16 protein-coding genes, 1 pseudogene and 1 riboswitch are annotated in these 19,057 nt (G+C 70.6%); of the genes and pseudogenes, 8 read left to right on the top strand and 9 right to left on the bottom strand.

Annotated features, from left to right (window positions below; translation table 11 throughout):
- The first annotated feature begins 100 nt into the window (after positions 1 to 100).
- Entirely contained in the window at positions 101 to 613 is a 513-nt protein-coding gene (locus KIH27_RS17285; RefSeq protein WP_214094194.1) for a nitroreductase/quinone reductase family protein, read from the top strand.
- Between the two features lie 84 nt (positions 614 to 697).
- Here the strand turns inward: KIH27_RS17285 and KIH27_RS17280 are convergent, their stop codons facing one another.
- The 5 genes from KIH27_RS17280 to napA are packed head-to-tail and all read right to left on the bottom strand — an operon-like array spanning position 698 to position 4,041.
- Positions 698 to 1,336 (bottom strand): LON peptidase substrate-binding domain-containing protein, encoded by a 639-nt coding sequence (locus KIH27_RS17280; protein WP_214094203.1) that lies wholly within the window; start codon positions 1,334 to 1,336, stop codon positions 698 to 700.
- Positions 1,336 to 2,469 (bottom strand): glutamate--cysteine ligase, encoded by a 1,134-nt coding sequence (locus KIH27_RS17275; protein ID WP_214094202.1) that lies wholly within the window; start codon positions 2,467 to 2,469, stop codon positions 1,336 to 1,338. The genes KIH27_RS17280 and KIH27_RS17275 overlap by 1 nt, the downstream gene beginning before the upstream one ends.
- 1 nt (position 2,470) lies before the next feature.
- Complete coding sequence (sodC, locus tag KIH27_RS17270) at positions 2,471 to 3,190, bottom strand: superoxide dismutase[Cu-Zn] (protein ID WP_214094193.1); 720 nt, start codon at positions 3,188 to 3,190, stop codon at positions 2,471 to 2,473.
- A 9-nt stretch (positions 3,191 to 3,199) separates the two neighbouring features.
- Positions 3,200 to 3,673 (bottom strand): LytR C-terminal domain-containing protein, encoded by a 474-nt coding sequence (locus tag KIH27_RS17265; RefSeq protein ID WP_214094192.1) that lies wholly within the window; start codon positions 3,671 to 3,673, stop codon positions 3,200 to 3,202.
- Between the two features lie 59 nt (positions 3,674 to 3,732).
- Positions 3,733 to 4,041, bottom strand: coding sequence for a nucleoid-associated protein NapA (gene napA, locus KIH27_RS17260; RefSeq protein WP_214094191.1), 309 nt, complete (start codon positions 4,039 to 4,041; stop codon positions 3,733 to 3,735).
- A gap of 176 nt (positions 4,042 to 4,217) precedes the next feature.
- On the opposite strand from napA, the gene KIH27_RS17255 reads away from it, so the two are divergent.
- From KIH27_RS17255 to KIH27_RS17230, 6 genes and pseudogenes are all read left to right on the top strand, one after another.
- Positions 4,218 to 4,811, top strand: coding sequence for a peptide deformylase (locus KIH27_RS17255; protein WP_214094190.1), 594 nt, complete (start codon positions 4,218 to 4,220; stop codon positions 4,809 to 4,811).
- The gene (locus tag KIH27_RS17250; protein ID WP_250150294.1) at positions 4,811 to 5,836 is read left to right on the top strand and encodes an N-acetylglutamate synthase, CG3035 family; all 1,026 of its coding nucleotides are present in this window, start codon (positions 4,811 to 4,813) and stop codon (positions 5,834 to 5,836) included. The genes KIH27_RS17255 and KIH27_RS17250 overlap by 1 nt, the downstream gene beginning before the upstream one ends.
- Positions 5,837 to 5,855: 19 nt before the next feature.
- Positions 5,856 to 6,656: an exodeoxyribonuclease III gene (locus KIH27_RS17245; RefSeq protein ID WP_214094200.1), complete on the top strand. Its 801-nt coding sequence runs from the start codon at positions 5,856 to 5,858 to the stop codon at positions 6,654 to 6,656.
- A gap of 135 nt (positions 6,657 to 6,791) precedes the next feature.
- On the top strand, positions 6,792 to 7,250 hold the full coding sequence (locus KIH27_RS17240) for a hypothetical protein (protein ID WP_214094189.1): 459 nt from the start codon (positions 6,792 to 6,794) through the stop codon (positions 7,248 to 7,250).
- A gap of 10 nt (positions 7,251 to 7,260) precedes the next feature.
- Positions 7,261 to 11,819: pseudogene (locus KIH27_RS17235) on the top strand (cation-translocating P-type ATPase).
- 33 nt (positions 11,820 to 11,852) lie between these two features.
- Entirely contained in the window at positions 11,853 to 12,128 is a 276-nt protein-coding gene (locus KIH27_RS17230; protein WP_214094188.1) for a hypothetical protein, read from the top strand.
- Positions 12,129 to 12,205: 77 nt separating this feature from the next.
- On the opposite strand, the gene KIH27_RS17225 is transcribed toward KIH27_RS17230, so the two are convergent.
- Positions 12,206 to 12,400 carry an Rv1535 family protein gene (locus tag KIH27_RS17225; protein WP_214094187.1) on the bottom strand — a complete coding sequence of 65 codons (195 nt, stop codon included), beginning with the start codon at positions 12,398 to 12,400 and terminating at the stop codon, positions 12,206 to 12,208.
- Positions 12,401 to 12,628: 228 nt separating this feature from the next.
- Positions 12,629 to 12,796: riboswitch (M-box (ykoK) riboswitch) on the bottom strand.
- 171 nt (positions 12,797 to 12,967) lie between these two features.
- On the bottom strand, positions 12,968 to 15,583 hold the full coding sequence (locus KIH27_RS23045; RefSeq protein ID WP_214094186.1) for a hypothetical protein: 2,616 nt from the start codon (positions 15,581 to 15,583) through the stop codon (positions 12,968 to 12,970).
- Positions 15,584 to 16,015: 432 nt separating this feature from the next.
- On the opposite strand from KIH27_RS23045, the gene KIH27_RS17215 reads away from it, so the two are divergent.
- Positions 16,016 to 16,855: an MBL fold metallo-hydrolase gene (locus KIH27_RS17215; RefSeq protein ID WP_214094185.1), complete on the top strand. Its 840-nt coding sequence runs from the start codon at positions 16,016 to 16,018 to the stop codon at positions 16,853 to 16,855.
- Positions 16,856 to 17,041: 186 nt separating this feature from the next.
- On the opposite strand, the gene KIH27_RS17210 is transcribed toward KIH27_RS17215, so the two are convergent.
- On the bottom strand, positions 17,042 to 18,796 hold the full coding sequence (locus KIH27_RS17210; RefSeq protein WP_214094184.1) for an MFS transporter: 1,755 nt from the start codon (positions 18,794 to 18,796) through the stop codon (positions 17,042 to 17,044).
- A 104-nt stretch (positions 18,797 to 18,900) separates the two neighbouring features.
- Positions 18,901 to 19,056, bottom strand: coding sequence for a hypothetical protein (locus KIH27_RS17205; RefSeq protein ID WP_214094183.1), 156 nt, complete (start codon positions 19,054 to 19,056; stop codon positions 18,901 to 18,903).
- Position 19,057: the final 1 nt, after the last annotated feature.

Raw genomic sequence — 19,057 nt, 5'->3', positions numbered from 1 at the left:
TCACCTAACTACCGATTTTGCAACAGCCCGCGACCTGCGGGTTTGCCGGTGAGTTGTGCACGCCCGCGACGGTGGGACCGTGCTGGTGAATAATCCGAGCATGACCGAGAATCCCTTCCCCGCGGTCCGCTGGGGCAAAGACCCCGGGTCGGCGATGCGTCGGGCAGCCGGCGCCGTGATCGGCACCAAGGCCGGCGCATGGTGCGTACGCAAGCTCACCCCGCTGGACCGCTGGCTGCTGGGCCACAGCAACGGCCGGTGGACGATCTTCGGTCCGATCGCCGCCCCGCTGCTGCTGCTCACCACCACCGGACGCAAATCCGGTGAGCGCCGTCAGATTCCGCTGGCCTACATGCAGGAGGGCGAGCGGCTGTTCCTGGTCGGCAGCAACTTCGGCCAGGCCCACCACCCGGCCTGGGCGCTGAACCTGCTGGCCGACCCGAACGCCTGGGTCACGATGGGCGGCACGGAGATTCCGGTGCTCGCGACGCCACTGACCGGCGCCGAGCATGATCGCGTCTACGGCAAGTTCGTCGACTACATCAGCAACTACGCGAACTACGAGCAGCGCACCCAGCGTGACATCCGGGTGTTCGCGCTGACCAGACGCTAACGCGGGGAGGCCAGACCCGGCGAGATCGACGTCAGCGCGGCCGCTTCTCGAACTTTCGCACGCTGACGTGGATTTCGGCGAAAGTCACCGCGGAATCTGGAACTCCACCCGCGCGGCGACGGTCTCGATCGCCTCGTGCAGCACCGCCAGCCGATCGGACAGCGACGGCGCGGCCAGCACGGCGTAACGGTCGGCCTCACCCATCGGCACCCGGCAGGCCAGCGAGTACAGCCGCTGCACCGGGTCCAGCGCCCGCAGCCGCTTGCCGCCGCTCAACGTGTTCCGGCTCGCCATCAGCCAGCGCCAGGGGGCGGTTGCCATCTGCTTGTGCAGCGCGACGATCCGCCTTTCGAGTTCACTGAACTGCTTCTCAGTCAACTCATCTGACGGCTCATCCGGCCACACCTGCGCCATCGCCCGCGGGTAGGGGTCGTCGGGCAACCACTCGCCCACCCGGATCCGTTGCCCGGTCAGGCAGCGCAGGTTGTAGCGGCCGGACCCGAGTTCGTCGTAGTGCGTGATGCTGACCATGGTGCCGACGTCGTTGCGCTGCTCGCCGCCGCCGACCTCCCGGCCGCGGGCGATCAGCACCACCCCGAACCGCGGGTCGCCGCTGCGGATCAGGTCGCCGACCAGCACCGTGTAGCGCAGTTCGAAGATCCGCAGCGCCAGTTCCTCGCCGGGCAGCAGCACCCACTCCAGCGGGAACATCGGCATCTCCATCACGAGATGTCCAGCTCTCCCACCAGGGCGTCGACGACCGCGCGCAGGTCACCGTCGTGCTCCTCGGCCACCCGGCGCTGCCGCTGGTAGGAGGCGCCGTACCGGTAGATGTCGGCGACGTGCGACAGTTCGTCGGCGCAGTGCAGCCGGGCCGCGACCGGCTCCAGCCGGTTGAGCAGGTCGTCGAGGTCCTCGGTGACCAGCCGTTCGTTGCTGTCGGCGTCGAGGATGATCTCGGCGTCCAGCCCGTAGCGCGCCGCCCGCCATTTGTTCTCCTGCACATGCCACGGCGGCATGGTCGGCAGCGTCTCGTCGTTGTCGAGGCGGCGGTCCAGGTCCACGATCAGGCAGTGCGTCAGCGCCACCAGCGCACCGAGTTCCCGCAGGTTGGACACCCCGTCGCAGACCCGCACCTCGATGGTGCCCAGGTGCGGCGACGGCCGGATGTCCCAGCGGATCTCGTTGACCCGGTCGATGATCCCGGTCTTCTTCTGGTCGTAGACGAAACCCTCGAACTCCGACCACTGCTGGAAGTGGAACGGCAGCCCGGCGGTCGGCAGTTGCTGGAACATCATCGCGCGGTTGCTGGCGTAGCCGGTGTCCTCGCCCGCCCACCACGGCGACGATGCGGACAGTGCCAGCAGGTGCGGGTAGTGCAACAGCAGCGACGAGATGATCGGCATCACCTTGTGCGACGAGGAGACGCCGACGTGGACGTGCACCCCCCAGATCATCATCTGCCGGCCCCACCACTGGGTGCGTTTGATGAGCTCGGCGTAACGCGGTGCGTCCGTGAGCTTCTGGGCCGACCACTGAGCGAACGGGTGCGTCCCGGCGCCGAACAGTTCCATGCCCCGGCCGTGCACGATCTGCCGGGTGGTGGTCAGCGTCTGGCGCAGATCCTCAATCGCCTCGCCGGTGGTGTCGCAGATCCCGGTGACCAGTTCGACGGTGTTGCGCAGCAACTCCTTGTGCACCCGCGGGTCCTCGCCGAGTTCGGACAGCACCGCGCTGGCCTCGTTGCTCAGGTCACGGGTCTGAGCGTCGACCAGGGCGAACTCCCATTCGACGCCGAGCGTCGGTCGGGGAGAGCGAGCGAATTCGATCCGGGCATCGGCCCGGGAGGCCGGCAGGCTATCCGGACGAGATGACACCGCACGCCACCCGTTTGCCGGCGTCGCCGGTGGTAAGCGTGGTCGAATCCGGGCCGGGGGTGCCGTTGACCTGCGTGTAGCGGTCCGCCGGGATGTTGGCGAAGTTGTCGTCGTCGGCGTGGATGATCAGCGAGGTGCCCGACCCGGCCAGCAGGTTGTCCCGGTCGATGGAGTCGGTGGTGGTCACCAGCAGCGCGCTGCCGTCCTCGCGCACCTGCAGGGCGGTCAGGTCACCGCTCTGCGGGTGCTCGTTGTGGCCGGGGGCCTGGAAGTGCCCGCCGGCGGACAGGAAGTTGCCCGGCGCCCCGCCGGCCGGTGCCACCGAGTCGGCCTCGCACTTGCCGACGCTGTGGATGTGCAGGCCGTGGAAGCCTGGGGTCAGTTGGCCGCCACTGGTGGTCTGCACGGTGACGGTGACGAAATCCTTGCCGTTCGCCTTGTTGAACTGGAACGTCGCGGTGGCGACCTGGGTTCCGTCGGCTGTGGCCAGGTGCGCGGTCAGGTTCTCGGACTTGCCCTGCTCATTGGATTCGTTCAGCGGGCCCATCGGCGCCGGGGATCCGGTCCACACCGACGGCACCGTGCCCTGCACGTCCGACGGCGGCTGGTTGGGGCTGCACGCCGCCAGCAAAGCGACCGGGGTGGCGACGGCCATGGTGCTGAAGGCGACAAGGGCTCTGCGGTGAGCTGACGTGACCATGCGCAGAGCTTAACCCGCGACCACCACGATGACGCCCGGCGGTTGCTCGGCCACGTCGGGGATCCGCGGTTCCACCGGGACGTGCAGGGTCTGCCCGACGGCGTTGGCGGCCTCATGCTCGCCGGCGGCCTCCCCGAAGTAGACGGTGGTCTGGGTGACCTCGGGCAGTTCGAGGTTGTCGACCTCGGTGACGTTGAAGCCGGCCTCGCGGAGGTGGTCGGCGGTGGCACCGGCCAGGCCGGCCTGCTCGGAGATGTTGTAGACGCGCACGTCGGCCTTGGTGGCGGGGTGTTCCGGCTTCGCCGACGCGGACGTCGTGGTGGCCGGCTTCGACGTGGTGGTGGTCGCGACGCTGTCGTGGTCGCCGCCGGACGAGCCGAGCGCCTGGAATCCGACCAGCAGGAACACGATGCCCAGGAACAGCAGCACCATCACCATGGCGCGCAGCGGGAGTCCGGTGGAGTCGGGGACGTGGTCGTTCATCGCGCCCACTGTATCGAGGAGCGGGCCATAACCTATAAACGCGCGGTACTCAAGGGTTTCTAGGTGATGTCGAAACCGAGCCGCCGCGCCGCGCGCGCCTTCTGCCGACTGGCCCGCAGCCGGCGGAGTCGCTTGACCAGCATCGGGTCGGCGGCCAGCGCCTCCGGACGGTCGACGAGCGCGTTCAGCACCTGGTAGTAGCGGGTCGCCGACATCGAGAACAGCTCTTTGATCGCCTCTTCCTTGGCGCCGGCGTACTTCCACCACTGCCGTTCGAAGGCCAGGATGTCGTGTTCCCGACGGGTCAGGCCGTCGGTCGGTTCGGAATCGTCCCCTGAGCGATTCACCTGCGCCATGGCGCCGTCCATATCGTTTCCTGGACCCTTCCGGAAAGTTCTCGAACTGTGAACGTCACTGCGTTTCGGCGGCGTGTCGTGCGCGAATATTGAATCACGCCATGCGGTGCTGGACTGGGAGCCGCTCCCGCGAGTCGCCACTGTGGCCCGCTGGGGCCCGCCGGGACCCACCACTAAGCTAACCGGTCATGGCTGTCGTCCCCATCCGGATCGTGGGTGATCCCGTTCTGCACACGCCGACCAGTCCCGTGCCGGTCGGCGACGACGGCGCACTGCCGGCCGAGGTGGTCGAGCTGATCACCACGATGTACGAGACGATGGACGCCGCCAACGGAGTCGGCTTGGCCGCCAACCAGATCGGCGTGGCGCTGCGGGTCTTCGTCTACGACTGCCCCGATGACCGCGGCACGGCCGGCCGGCGCCGCGGCGTCGTGGTCAACCCGGTGCTGGAGACCTCCGAGGTGCCCGACACCATGCCGGACCCCGATGACGACGACGAGGGTTGCCTGTCGGTGCCCGGCGAGTCGTTCCCCACCGGCCGGGCCGGCTGGGCGCGGGTCACCGGCTTGGACGCCGACGGGAAGCCGGTCGAGCTGGAGGGCAACGGGCTGTTCGCCCGGATGCTGCAGCACGAGACCGGCCACCTGGACGGCTTACTGTACCTGGACCGGCTGGTGGGCCGGTACGCCCGCGCGGCGAAGAAGCGGGTCAAGTCCAACGGCTGGGGCGTGCCGGAGTTGTCCTGGATGCCCGGCGAGGTGCCCGACCCGTTCGGCCACTGATGGCCACGCCGCCGGAACTGCCCGAGGTCGGCACCCGCGTCAGCCTGCGCTATCTGCGGCCGCCAGGTTCGGACCCGTCGATGGGTGACGTGCTCGGCCACCTGGTGGAGGTCGGCCCGCGGGTGCGGGTGCGGGCCGCCGACGGCGAGGTGCACGAGTTCCGGTTGGCCGACGTGCTGTACGTGCGGCGGCTGACCGACCGCCCGGTGAAGAACTCGGCGATCCGCGCGGTGGAGCACGCCGCCGCACTGGCCTGGCCGGGCAGTGAGCACCAATGGCTGGACGGCTGGTGGCTGCGCGCCGGCCCCTGCGCTGATCTGGCGGCCAATTCCGCTGTGCCACTGGACATGTTCGTGCAGACCAGCACGATCCCGGCGATCATCGACTGGTATGTGCAGCGCGGGCTGCCGCCGCGGCTGGCGGTGCCGGAGCGCCTGCTGCGGGTGCCGGAGAACCTTCCGGCCGTGCACGAGACGCGCACGCTGGTATGCGACGTGCTGCCCGAGGATCCGGCGCCGACGGTGACCCTGTCCCCGCAGCCGGACGCCGATTGGTTGCGGTGTCACGGCGCCGGGACACCCGTCGAGGTGCTGACCGCGGTGGTCGACGGCGAGGCGGTGTTCGCGTCGGTGCCCGGGGCGGCGGTCGGCCGCGCGGCGGTGACCGAGTCCCCGGACGGGACGCGCTGGGTCGGACTGACCGCGCTGCGGGTGCTCGAAGATCAGCGCCGCAGCGGTCACGGCCGGGCGATCTGCGCGGCGCTGCTGGCGTGGGGTGCCGGGCGCGGCGCGACGCGGGCGTACGCACAGGTCGACAGCGGTTCAGCGAGGCTCGACGACGGAGAGACGAAGCTGGGACCGCTGCAGCAACCCAGCGGTTCAGCGAGGCTCGACGAAGGAGAGACGAAGCTGGGACCGCTGCATCTACCCAGTGCCGACCCGGGTGCGTTCGGCTTCTTCGAGGCGATCGGCTTCACCGGGCAGCACCGCACCCGCTACCTCGATGCCCATTCCGTACGGCCCTAGGGTTGAGCACATGACTCCACTGCGACTGGCCACCTGGAACGTCAACTCCATCCGCACCCGGGTGGACCGGGTGACGGACTGGCTGGCCCGCGCCGAGGTCGACGTGCTGGCCATGCAGGAACTCAAGTGCACCGACGCGCAGTTCCCGGCGCTGCCGTTCCACGAGCTGGGCTATGAGGTGGCCCACGTCGGGTTCAACCAGTGGAACGGGGTGGCGATCGCCTCCCGCGTCGGCCTGGACGACGTGACGGTCGGCTTCCCCAATCAGCCGTCCTGGGCGAAGCCGGGTGATGAGCCGGCGGTGGAGGCGCGCGCGATCGGCGCCACCTGCGGCGGGGTGCGGGTGTGGAGCCTGTACGTGCCCAACGGCCGGGAACTGGCCGACCCGCACTACACCTACAAGCTGAATTGGCTTGCCGCCCTGCGTGATAACGCCGAAGGCTGGCTGCGCGACGACCCGTCGGCGCCGATCGCGCTGGTCGGCGACTGGAACGTCGCACCCACCGACGACGACGTTTGGGACATGGCGGTGTTCGAGGGCAAGACGCACGTCTCGGCACCGGAACGGCAGGCGTTCAACGCATTCGCCGACGCGCAGTTCACCGATGTGGTGCGCCCGTTCACACCCGGCCCCGGCGTCTACACCTACTGGGACTACACCCAGTTGCGCTTCCCGAAGAAGCAGGGCATGCGGATCGACTTCATCCTGGGCTCACCGGCGCTGGCCGCCCGGGTGAGTCACGGCGAGATCGCCCGGGACGAGCGCAAGGGCAAGTCCCCCAGCGACCATGCGCCGGTGCTGGTGGAGATCAGCCGGTAGCGACGGCGCCGTCGGACGGCTCAACAGCACCCGGGCGGTTATGAATTCGGTAATGATTCCGCCGCTTCGGGTCGATCCGAGCATAAGATGGTGGGGTTATGGAATTTGCCTCATGTTGAAGGGCAGGGAAGCACCATGAACGCCGTCGGAGCGACGGTACAGAAGTTGACCAAGGCGGCTACTCGGGCGGCCACCATGACCACCGAGGCTGCCGGAGCGCTGGGCGGTGCGGCGGTCAACGGTGTCATCGGCGGCGTCAAGGGGGTGTCCAGCGGGGTGCAACGCGGCGTGAGCCAGGGCAGTCATTCGACGCCGGCGGCCGCCCTGACGCTGGGCGCACTCGGTGTCGCCGGCCTGGTCGAGTGGCCGGTGCTGGTGGCCGTGGGCGGCGCCGCACTGGTGCTCAAGCAGTTGGGCAGTCGATCCACCGAGACGCCGGCCGTGGTGAAGGCACCAGCCCCGGCGACACCGGCCCGGCCGCTGGCCGCGGTGAAGCCGACCGGATCAGCGGCACCCCGGCGCCGGCCGGCGGCGAAGAAGGCCACCGCACAACGCACGGGCGGCACCGGCAGTCGCTCCCGCACTCGGCACTGATCAGGTGCGAGTGAATATCGGTCAAGCAATACGGCAATCCCTTCCGCTGCGCGCAGCCAATCTCGGTGTCCAGGTCACGTCCGCCCTGGTCGGCGCGTCCGTTCAGACCGCGGCCGGAGTGGTCGGCGCGGCGGGCACGGTAGCGGCCGCCGGCGTCGGACTGGCCACCCTGCCCGCCCGCCAGACCGCCAAGGTGCTGTCCCGCGAGTTCGCGGGCTCGGCGCTGGCGCGGCGCTGCTGGCGCGGTGAGGACCGGGCCTGGATCGAGGTCCACGGCCTGGACGGCGCCCGCGGGTCCGAGCTGGCGACGACGGTGCTCAGCGCGGCCCGGGCACTGCCCGGTGTCACCGCGGCCCGGATCAACCACCCGCTGTCCCGGCTGGTGGTGGGGATCGACCCGCAGCACCCGATGTCGCTGCGCGACCTGTGCCAGGCGGTGACCGATGCCGAGAACCTCTACCGGCGGGTGCCCGCCGCCGAGCGGACGGCCGCGCACCGGACCGTTCCGGCGACGCTGCCCGGTGACGGTCTGGCGCAGGCGATGCGCGCGCTGACGATCAGCGCCAACGCGGCCGGGCTGGGTGTGGCGACCATCGGCAAGCTGCTCCGACTGCCCGGCCTGCCGCTCGGGCTGGAAGCCGGCGTGACGATCGTCGACTACCAGCCGCGGCTGCGCGGGCTGCTGGAGGAACGCCTCGGCAAGTCGACGACCGACACCGTGCTGGCGCTGGCGACCGCCGGCGTGCACACCCTCAATCAGGCGCCGACCTCGCTGGCGGTGGACCTGAGCGTCGACGCGATGCGGGCCGGTGAGGAGCGCGCCGCGGCCCGGGCCTGGCGTCGCAGCGAGCCGGATCTGGCCGACTACGCCGAGCAGCCGCCGCTGGACCCGCGGGAGCGGCCCACACCGCGCCCGGACGGCCCGGTCGAGCGGCACCTGCAGCGCAGTTCCTGGGTGCAGGCCGCCGGGGCCGGGGTCATCGGCGCCGTCACCCGCAGCCCGGACATGGCCGGCACCGCCGCGGCGATCGCCGCCCCGAAAGCCGCCCGCACCACCCGGGAATCGTTCGCCGCGACCCTGGGCCGCGGCCTGGCCGATCAGCACGGCGCCTTGGTGCTGCGACCGGGCAGCCTGCGCGAACTGGACAGGGTGGACACCGTCGTCATCGACCCGCGGGTGCTCTGCGGCACCGCCCTGCGGATCGTGCAGGTGCGCGGCGTCGAGGACGACGAGCTGCGCGCCGCCTGGGTGCAGGCCCAGACGCTGCTGGACGACCCGGAACTGCAGCCCGGCTGGCACCGGATCGGCAAGCGCCGGGCTGGCGCCCCGCAGGCATCGGTGCAGCCCGCCCTGCTGCCGCTGGCCGCCGCCGTGGTGACCGAGGCGCGGCACGCCGACGTCGAGGTGGTCTCGGTCGAGGTCGAGGCGCTCGGCGAACTGCGGCCGATCTTCGATGACATCCGCCCGCTGGACGGCGCGACGGTGGACGAGGCGCTGATCGCGGCGGTCACCGCCTACCAGGCCGACGGCCACGACGTCGCGGTGCTGTCGGCGGCTGCGCTGGATGCGCTGGCCGCCGCCGACGTGGCGCTGGGCATGCTGCCGGCCGACGGCTGCCCGCCGTGGTGCGCCGACGTGCTGCTGACCAACCTGTCCAGCGCCTGGCGGGTGCTGCACGCACTGCCGGCGGCCCGGGCGGCCAGCCGGCGCGGCGTCGAGATCGCCACCGGCGCTTCGGCCCTCGGGTCGCTGCTGATGCTGCCCGGGGTGCGCGGCCGGGGTCCCGGTCCGGTCACCACCGGTGCCGCGGCCGGTGCACTGTCCGGCTACTGGCTGGCTCGGCGGGCGGTGGACGCCGCGGCGCCGCGGCCGGCGGCGGTGCATGAATGGCATGCGATGTCGGTGGACCAGGTGCGTACGCTGCTGCCCTCCCCCGACGTGGTGGCCCCGGTCGAGCAGCATCATGCGGCACCGGCCGCCGCCGCACTGGCGGCGTTCGGCCTGGCCCGCCGCGGGGTCGAGTGGACCGCACCGCCGCGGCGGCTGTTCTGGCAGTTCACCAACGCCGTGCGCGGTGAACTGTCCGACCCGATCACCCCGGTGCTGGCGCTCGGGGCGGCGGCCAGCGCCGTGCTCGGCTCCCCCGTCGACGCCGTGCTGGTCGGTTCGGTGCTGGGCGGCAACGCCGTACTGGCCGCCGTGCAGCGACTGGTGGCCGAACGACGGCTGAGCGTCCTGCTCAACGAGCAGGTGGCGCCGGCCCGCAAGGTGGTGCTCGGCGCCACCAGCGAGGACCGGACCTACACCGACGTCGTCGCCGAGGACCTGCAACCGGGTGAGCTGATCGAGGTCCGCTCGCACGAGGTGGTGCCCGCCGACGGGCGGCTGATCGACGCCGACGACCTGGAGGTCGACGAATCCTCGCTGACCGGCGAGTCGCTGTCGGTGGTCAAGCAGGTCGAGGCCACCCCGGGCGCGGATCTGGCCGACCGGGAGTGCATGGTCTACGCCGGCACCACGGTGATCACCGGCACCGCGCTGGTCCTGGTCACTGCGGCCGGCTCCGACACCTACAGCCGCCGGGCCGCCGAACTGGTCGCCGGCGAGCAGTCCGCGGTCGGGTTGCAGCACCAGTTGAGCCTGCTGACCAGCAGGGCCTGGCGGATCAGCCTGGCCGGCGGGACGCTGGTCACCGGGCTGGGCATGATCCGCCGGATCGGGCTGCGCCAGTCGGTGGCGTCCGGGATCGCGATCGCCGTCGCGGCGATCCCCGAGGGGCTGCCGCTGGTGGCGACCCTGGCGCAGCAGGCATCGGCGCGTCGTCTGACGAAATCCGGTGTGCTGGTTCGCGTTCCACGCTCGGTGGAAGCGCTCGGCCGGGTCGACGTGGTGTGCTTCGACAAGACCGGGACGCTCAGCCAGAACAAGCTGCGGGTCACCCGGGTCAAGCCGGCGGACGGGTATTCCGAGGACCAGGTGCTGGCGTACGCGGCGGCCGCCGCCCCGACCACCAACGGTCAACAGGTGCACGCGACCGACGCCGCGATCGTCGACGCGGCGCACGCCGCCGAGGTGGTGGACCCGGATCGCGGCGAGGTCGCACACCTGCCGTTCCGTTCCGGCCGCAGCTATTCGGCATCGGTCGACGGTTCCGAGTTGACCGTCAAGGGCGCCCCGGAGGTTGTCGGGCCGGCCTGCGGCGGGGACCCGGCGATCCGGAAGACCGTGCTGGGCATGGCCGGTGAGGGCCTGCGGGTGATCGCGGTGGCCCGGCGCGAACTCTCCGCCGAGCAGGTGGCCGCCCTCGGCGACGACCCGGACCCGGAGGACATCGCCGAATTCTGCGGTGCCGGACTGACTTTCGTCGGCCTGATCGGGATCGCCGACACGCCCCGGCCGGAGGCCGCGGACCTGCTGGCCGAGTTGGACCGTCGGGAGATCCCGGTGCGGCTGATCACCGGCGATCATCCGGTGACCGCCACCGCGATCGCCCGCGAGCTGGGCCTGTCCATCGACGCCGATCAGGTGATCAGCGGTGCCGACTGGGATGCGTTGTCGCGCAAGGGCCAAGAGCGCGCGGTGAACGAGCGGGTGGTGTTCGCCCGGATGTCCCCGGAGAACAAGGTCCAGGTGGTGCAGACCCTGGAGCGCACCGGCAAGGTGTCGGCGATGGTCGGCGACGGCGCCAACGATGCAGCGGCGATCCGGGCGGCCACCGTCGGGCTGGCGGTCGTCGCGCACGGCAGCGAGTCGGCGAGCACCGCCGCGGACGTGGTGCTGCTCGGCGGCCGGGTGCACGCACTGCTCGATGCGCTCGATGAGGGCCACGAGCTGTGGCAGCGGGTGCAGGCCGCGGTCGCGGTGCTGCTGGGCGGCAATGCCGGTGAGGTGGCGTTCGCGATCATCGGCAGCGCGATCACCGGGCGTTCACCGCTGAACGCGAGGCAGTTGCTGCTGGTGAACATGCTCACCGACGCGCTGCCGGCGACCGCCCTGGCGGTCAGCGAGCTCAACGAGTCCACGGTCTCCACCACCCGCGGCCCGGATCCGGACGCGCTGTGGCGCACGGTTGCGGTGCGCGGGGTGACGACGGCGTCGGCCGCGGTCGGAGCCTGGGCGCTGGCGTCGTTCACCGGGCGTCAGCAGCGGGCCTCCACGGTCGCGCTGGTGTCACTGGTGGCCGCCCAGCTCGGGCAGACGCTGCTGGACTCCCGGGATCCGCTGGTGGTGTTGACTGCGGTCGGTTCGCTGGGGGCGATGGGCACGCTCATCTCGATCCCCGGCCTGAGCCAGTTGCTGGGGTGCACACCGCTGGGCCCGATCGGCTGGGCGCAGGCGCTGGGCACCGCGACCGTGGCGACCGTCGGCGCAGCCGTCGTCCCCAAGATGCTGACCGCCGCGACGGGCGGTGGCGAGCCGGCCGAACCGGTGCGGCCCACCGAGTTCCAGGTTCCCGCGCCGCGGGATCCGGGCGGCGGCCCGGCCGCGAACGGTCACCCCGCGCCGCGGCTGCGGGTTGTGCACAATGGACACGACGAGTCGGCGGCGAAGCGCACCGGCCGGTCTAAGAGCACCCCATCGACCTAGGCCCCAGGAGGCAGATGATGGCCGACAAGTCGCGGCGCAGCACGCCGCAGGCCGAAGCCGTGGAGCGCATCCGCGAAGGCGAGCGGTTCGCGATCGAGTTGCCGGTGTTCGGCCGGGTGACCGTGCCGCCGCCGGAGCAGATCGCCTACTACGGCGGGCTGGCGATGCTGGCCGCGTTCGAGATCATCGACTGGCCGGTCGCGTTCGCGGTGGCGGCCGGTCATGTGCTGGCCAGCAACCACCGCAACCAGATGCTGGAGCAGTTGGGCGAGGCGCTGGAAGAGGCCTGACGGGCCTGCACGCACAGCTGATCAAAGCTCAGGCCGCCCGGGACGGATCCCGGGCGGCCTGGCTTTTACATCAAGTCCTACTCGTCGACCGTCAGCAGCCCGACGCGCCACAGGAGTGCGTACATCTGGTGCAGCGGGACGCTCAGCACCCGGGTGGCCATGTCGACGACAGGGTCCGAAGTGGGTGCGGCAGGACGACGATCCAGCTTCTTCGCTGCCTTTACGGGCGGCGCGGCGGGCGTCGTGATGTCGGTGTAGGCGATTGCAACCATGATGGCCTCCTAGTCGCGTAACGGCGCGACGCACTCAGCGAGGAGGCTCTGATCGAGACTCAGCTGGAGGCGGTATGCGACCGTTCGGATGGGGACGGAACTGACGTCAGATATCGGCTCGGACTATCACCGGAACTCATTCGTCCCTCACCTCCTCTCGGTCGCACGGGCGGCATCGAATGCCGGCTTCATCGCATGCTAGGAGGCTGCCCCGACAACTGTCGGGAGACCGCACCCCTCTCGTTGAGTTTCGGCACTGCACGGCGTGTCCGGTAACCGGAAGCCACTTGGGCTCAACCCTTAATCCGGGAGGAGCTGTCCTGACCCGGGGCGTCTCTCGACGTTCGGGGTCAGTGGCCTATGTCCGTGCAGACGCCTCACCTAACGAGGTGCTTGCATGTCCCATAGTGCATGACGTCGGCGCCGGGGTCAAACCGTTACCCGATCGGCGTGTCGCGGGCCGTCCGGGCGGCGCTACACGAGGCGCGGACAGCGCGCCCGGCAACGGGCGAAGCCCTGGCCTCGGGCTGCTGAATCCCGAGGCCAGGGCTTCATCTGTCGCCCCGATCAGGGCTTGGTGACGACCTCACCCTTCACCACGGTCTGACCGTCCGTGGCGTAGACGTCACTCTCGTCGCCGCCCTTGCCGGTCTGGTCGGCCCCGGTGGCGTCGCCGCCGCCGCCGCCGGTGACGGTGGTATCGGTCACCGACTGGGTGGTCCCGGCCGTCGGGTCCGTGACACCGGCGCCGAGACCGGCGTCGCCGGCCCGCCCGCCGGCCCCACCGTCACTGCCGTCGCCGCCGGCACCGCCGGTGGCGGTTCCACTGGCCGTGCTGTTGTCGTTCAGCCCGAAGATCCGCGACGACCCGCCGCCGCCGCCGTGGCTGCCCGCGCCTGTCGCGTCACCGCCGGCACCACCGGTGGAGGTGCCGCTGCCGACGGCATCGGTGCCGCCGGCCATGATGCTCGCGCCGCCGCCGTTACCGCCGACGCCACCGCCCGCTCCGTTACCGCCGTCACCGGCGGTGTCGGTACCGGACGCGGTGCCGCCGGGCCCGCCGGCATGGTCGTTGCCGAAGGCAGTGGTCACCTTGCCGCTGGTGATGTCGGCGACACCGCCCTTGCCACCGGCGCCGCCGTCAGTGCCGTCGCCACCGTTGCCGCCCTGTGCAGTACCGGTGGACGTGCCGCCGTTGTCGGCGACGAGCTTGCCCTTATTGCCGTCACCACCCTGGCCGCCGTCCTCGCCCTTGCCGCCGTTGCCGCCGTGCGCACTCGAGTCGTCGCCACCGGCGTGACTGCCGGTGGACGTCCCGTCGGTGCTGACCGCGTTGATGGAGCCGAGCCCGCCGTTGCCGCCGGTACCGGTGCCGACCGCGTCGCCGCCGTTGCCGCCGGTGACGGTTCCGGATGCGACGTTGTCGGTGCCGTCGGCGTGAATGGTCGCCGACCCGCCGAAGCCGCCGTGACCACCGGCGTCGGTCGCACTGCCGTCGCCGCCGGCACCACCGGCGCCACCGGTCGCCGTGCCGGTTGCCGTGCCGTCGTTCTCACCGGCGACGCGCGCACCGCCGCCACCACCACCGCCGCCGCCGCCCTGGCCGGCAGCGTCCTCGGAGGCCGCTCCACCATTGCCGCCGGCACCACCGGCACCACCGGTTGCGCCGTCGCCCACGGCGGCACCGCTACCGCCGGCGCCACCGTCACCGCCGGCGCCGAAGGCACCGCCGTCGGTTCCCGCACCCCCGGCACCGCCGACGCCACCGAGGCCACCGGCTTGCGCCGGGTCGGGGTCGGCCGGGACGCCGCTGCTGACACCGGTGAGCACTCCGTGGCCCGCCGCACCGGCGCCGCCGACGCCACCGGCACCACCGGCACCGCCGTCCGCGCCGTCGACACCGGCACCTCCGGCACCACCGACACCGCCGACGCCGCCGACGCCGGCAACCTGAGTACCGAGGCCGCCCACACCACCGGCGCCACCGGTACCGCCGTCAGCACCTTGCGCGCCGACGCCGCCGAAACCACCGGCACCACCGGTGCCGCCGGTCAGACCCGCGCCACCGACACCACCGGTACCGCCGGCTCCGGCCGCACCATCCGCGTCGCCGTCGCCACCAGCGCCACCGGCACCGCCCGCCGCACCGTCTCCGACGTAGTTGCCGTCGGCGTCCTTGAACGCCGCGCCGCCGGCACCACCGGTGCCGCCGGTGCCACCGGCGCCGAGGATGCCGGCTTCGCCCTTGGCACCGGCAACGCCGGCGAGCTCACCGTGCTTGGCCCCCGCCGCACCGGCCGCGCCGCCCTCACCACCGTGACCGCCGGTACCACCGGCGCCACCCGCGTTCGGGCCGTCCGTGGCCGTGCCGTTTACGCCGGTCAGGCCCGTGCCACCGGCACCGCCGGCACCACCGACGCCACCCTGGCCGCCGTCGCCGGCGTTGCCATAGAGCATGCCGCCGTTGCCGCCGACACCACCGGTGCCACCGACGCCACCCTCCTGGCCGGTCCCGGCCGCATCGTCAGCAGTCTGGGCGTCGCCGATCTTTCCGATGAGGCCGGCGCCACCCTGGCCGCCGGTGCCGCCGTCGCCGTACAGCCAACCGCCGTCACCACCGTTGCCGCCGGTACCTGCCTCCGACGTCGCCGTCGCCGCAAAGCCCTCACCGCCGGCCCCGCCGTCACCGAACATGCCTGCGTCACCACCGGCAGCACCCGCCGCCCCGGTGCCACCGTCGCCGAACAGCAGGCCGCCGTCACCCAGGTTGCCGAAGCCCATCCAGCCCAGCAGCGAGTCGTTGGTGCCGCTGAAGTCGTCGACTCCGTCGCCGATCAGGTTGCGACCGAGCAGGTCGACCCACGGCTGGTTGATCTGGTCGATCAACGATCCGTTGCTCGGATCGGCCAGCCATGCCTCGAGGTCCTCGTGCAGGTTGATGAAGGCCGGCAGCGCCTCATCGGCGTCGAACAGGTTTACCGGGTCTGTTGAACTGAACAGATCCGCGTTGATCAGGTCGAACAGACTGTCGAGATCCGCGTGGGCCGAGGGAGCACCCAGTGGTGCCATCCCGAAAGCCAGGAATGCTCCGACGACGGTGCCCGCACCGATAACCCGACTACGCCGACCGTTACCGCCGGTCCTGCGACCGCCCTCCCCCGGGCCACTGTGACGACTTGACATGGTGTCCTCTCGCTGAGCAATCGGCTAGTACCGACTGATTTTTTCCAACAGCAACTCATGTTAATTACGGGCGACGACGGGTCAAGGGAGTCACAGCCAAGGTGGGTCACCACGACAAGCGCCGAGGTTTGCCATACCGAAGCAACCGAACAGGCTCTATTTTCATCCGAACCGTATGTTTTCAGATATTCGCTGGCGGCAACCGGCAGGTTTGACAACCCGCACTCCTTCTGGATTGCATCCGTGATCCACACGCCACGAACCTGGACCGTTTGCTGAAATTGCTCAAAAAATTTCCAGCAAAAAGCCAGTTTCTTGCTCGACGGGCGCCGCACGACCCGTTGCGGCCCGACCGGACGCACTACCCTCGATCCCAGGTCGAGCCGCACCGATGCAGGCCGGCATTCGGTACCTACCGAACAGGGGCACGGCATGGCTTCCCTGGAACTCACCGGTGACGGCACGGCCGATTTCAGCCGGGGCGAGGTCTACTTCATCGGCAACGCCACCACCTTGATCCGGTTCGGCGGGCTGACCGTGCTGACCGATCCGACCTTCCTGCACAAGGGCCAGCACGTCCACCTCGGGCACGGCATCTGGGCCCGCCGGGAGGTGGAGCCGGCCTGCCAGATCGCCGACCTGCCGCCGCTGGACCTGATCGTGCTGTCGCACTACCACGGGGACCACTTCGACGACGTCGCCGCCGCCGAGCTCGACAAGGGACTGCCGATCGTCTCCACCGCCGATGCCGTCGGCAAACTGGACGCCCTGGGCTTTCAACGGGGGTTCGCCCTGCAGACCTGGGAGTCCATCGACGTCCACAAGGGAGAGACGACCCTGAAGATCACCGCGATGCCGGCCAAGCACTCCACCGACGACGCGGTCAACGCGCTGCTGATGCCGGTCAACGGGCACCTGCTGGACTTCTTCCGCGGCGAGCAGCACCTCTACCGGCTCTACATCACCGGCGACACGATGTTGATCGACAACCTGGCGGAGATCCCGCAGCGCTACCCCGACATCGACCTGGGCCTGATCCACGTCGGCGGCACCACCTTCTTGACCAGCGTCGTCACCATGACCGGCGAGATGGGGGTGCGGGCGGTCGAGATCGTCAAGCCGCACACCGCGATCCCGATCCACTACAACGACTACTCGGTGTTCCAGTCCGGCCTCGAGGATTTCAAGGAGGCCGCGGCGGCATCCGACACCGAGACCCGGTTCGTCTACCTGGCGCACGGCGAGACCTACACGTTCACGTCGGAGAGCTGACGCAGCCTGCGGATCCACGTTCCCCGCGCTCCACGAATTCGTCGATCGCTTCGCATAGCACCTTGGACACACTCACGCGCCTGACGTCGGCGATCGCTTGCAGCTTCGCGCGAACGAGAGTCGACACCCGGATCCGAACGATCGGGGAATGCTCGCCGTTACCGGACAGGCCGGATTTGGATCGGCTCAGTCAGCGCCGACCTCGGCGGCGTACCGTCCCGGCGTCACCCAGGAGGCCACCGCGCCGATCACGCTCATCAGCGCGGCGGCGGCGAACACCACCACCAGCCCGGCGTGGAACGGCCCGGAGATCAGCTGCGGAAAGAAGGTGTGGCCGGTGAGCGCACCGGCGTCGACGCCGGGCTGGGTCAGCGCCCCCGACGGCCCGAGCAGTTCGCCCATCGGGTTGTAGCCCAGGAACGCCGCGAACAGGCTGCCGACCGGCGGGGTGCCCGCCACCTGGTCGGCGACGCCGGGCGCCACGCCCTGTTGCTGCAGCCCGGCACCCATCGCGCCGGGCAGGGTGTTCGCCAGGCCGATCACCATCAGCGAGAAGAAGATGCCGATCGACAGCGAGGTGCCGGCGTTGAAGAACGTCGCCCGCACGCCCGACGCCGAGCCGCGCTGGTCGGCCGGGACGCTCGACATCACCACGGCGCTGTTGGGCGCGGTGAAGATGCCGCCGCCCAGGCCGTTGAGGAACACCAGCACCGCGAACACCCGGTAGTCGAAGTCCACCGGGATCAGGGTCAGCGCCACGAACGTCGCCGCCACCAGCACCATGCCGCCGACCGCGTACGCCCGCGCGCCGTGCCGGTCGCTGAGGATGCCGGCGAGCGGCCCGGCCACCAGGAAGCCGACTGTCATCGGCAGCAGGTAGATGCCCGACCACAGCGGGGTGGATTCGAAGCTGTAGCCGTGCAGCGGCAGCCAGATGCCCTGCAGCCAGATGATCAGCATGAACTGCAGCCCGCCGCGGCCGACGGCCGACATCAGCCCGGCCAGGTTGGCCATGCCGAATGCTTTGAGTTTGAACAGCCGCACGTCGAGCATCGGCGCGGCCACCCGCAATTCGATGACGCAGAACAACCCGAGCACCAGCACCCCGGCGGCCAGCGAGCCCAGCACCCAGGGGCTGGTCCAGCCGGTCGGGGCGTCGCCGTAGGGCTGGATGGAGTAGGTGATGGCGGTCAGCAGGATGGTCAGGCCGACGGCCAGCGTGGCGGTGCCGGCCCAGTCCAGTTTGCCGGGGCTGACCTCGCCGAGTTCGTGCAGCGAGCGCATCGACCAGATGGTGCCGAGGATCCCGATCGGCACGCCGACCCAGAACACCGCCCGCCAGTCCCATTCGGAGAGCACCCCGCCGAGCAGCAGGCCGACGAACGATCCGGCGACCGCGGCCACCTGGTTGACGCCGAGCGCCATGCCGCGCTGGTTGGCCGGGAAGGCGTCGGTCAGGATCGCCGACGACGACGCCATCAGCATCGCCCCGCCGACCCCCTGGACCACCCGCCAGCCGATCAGCCAGTCCGCGCCGGAGCCGAGCTGGAACGGGTCGATCGACAGCGCGATCGCGGCGACGGTGAACACCACGAAGCCGGCGTTGTAGATCTTGACCCGGCCGAACATGTCGCCGAGGCGCCCGAAGAACACCACCAGCACGGCCGACACCAGCAGGTAGCCCATCAGCATCCACAGCAGGTAGCTGACGTTCGACGGGTCCAGCGGGTTCAGCCCGATGCCGCGGAAGATCGCCGGCAGCGAGATCAGCACGATCGAGCCGTTGATGGTGGCCAGCAGCACGCCGAGGGTGGTGTTGGACAGCGCGATCCACTTGTACCAGGGGTGGTCGCGGTCGAAGCTCAGCCGACGACGGGTGGTCGCGACGGCGCCGGGGTCAGGGGCTGTTTCCTGGCCGTGCGCTTCCTCAACGATCACCACAAGACATATATATTAGCTATTCAAATGATCTGTGGCGAATCGGTGGTGATGCGACGTCAGCCCCCGCGCTGCGAACGCCCCGGCCCGTGGACCACGGACCGGATTCACCCCCGGCGACCGCAACCGATCTCGCCGTTGTGCACCCGCCAGTGCGCGGCCATCCACGCCTTCGCCGCCTCGGCATCCTCGGCAGTGAACCGCTCGTCGCAGCGCGGGCATTCGGCCACGGTCTGACCGTCGGGTGCCTCGTGGATGGGCATG

The sequence above is a fragment of the Mycolicibacter acidiphilus genome, from assembly GCF_018455725.1.
In the GTDB taxonomy this organism is placed as follows: domain Bacteria; phylum Actinomycetota; class Actinomycetes; order Mycobacteriales; family Mycobacteriaceae; genus Mycobacterium; species Mycobacterium acidiphilum.
This window is presented reverse-complemented; position numbering and strand designations above follow the sequence as displayed.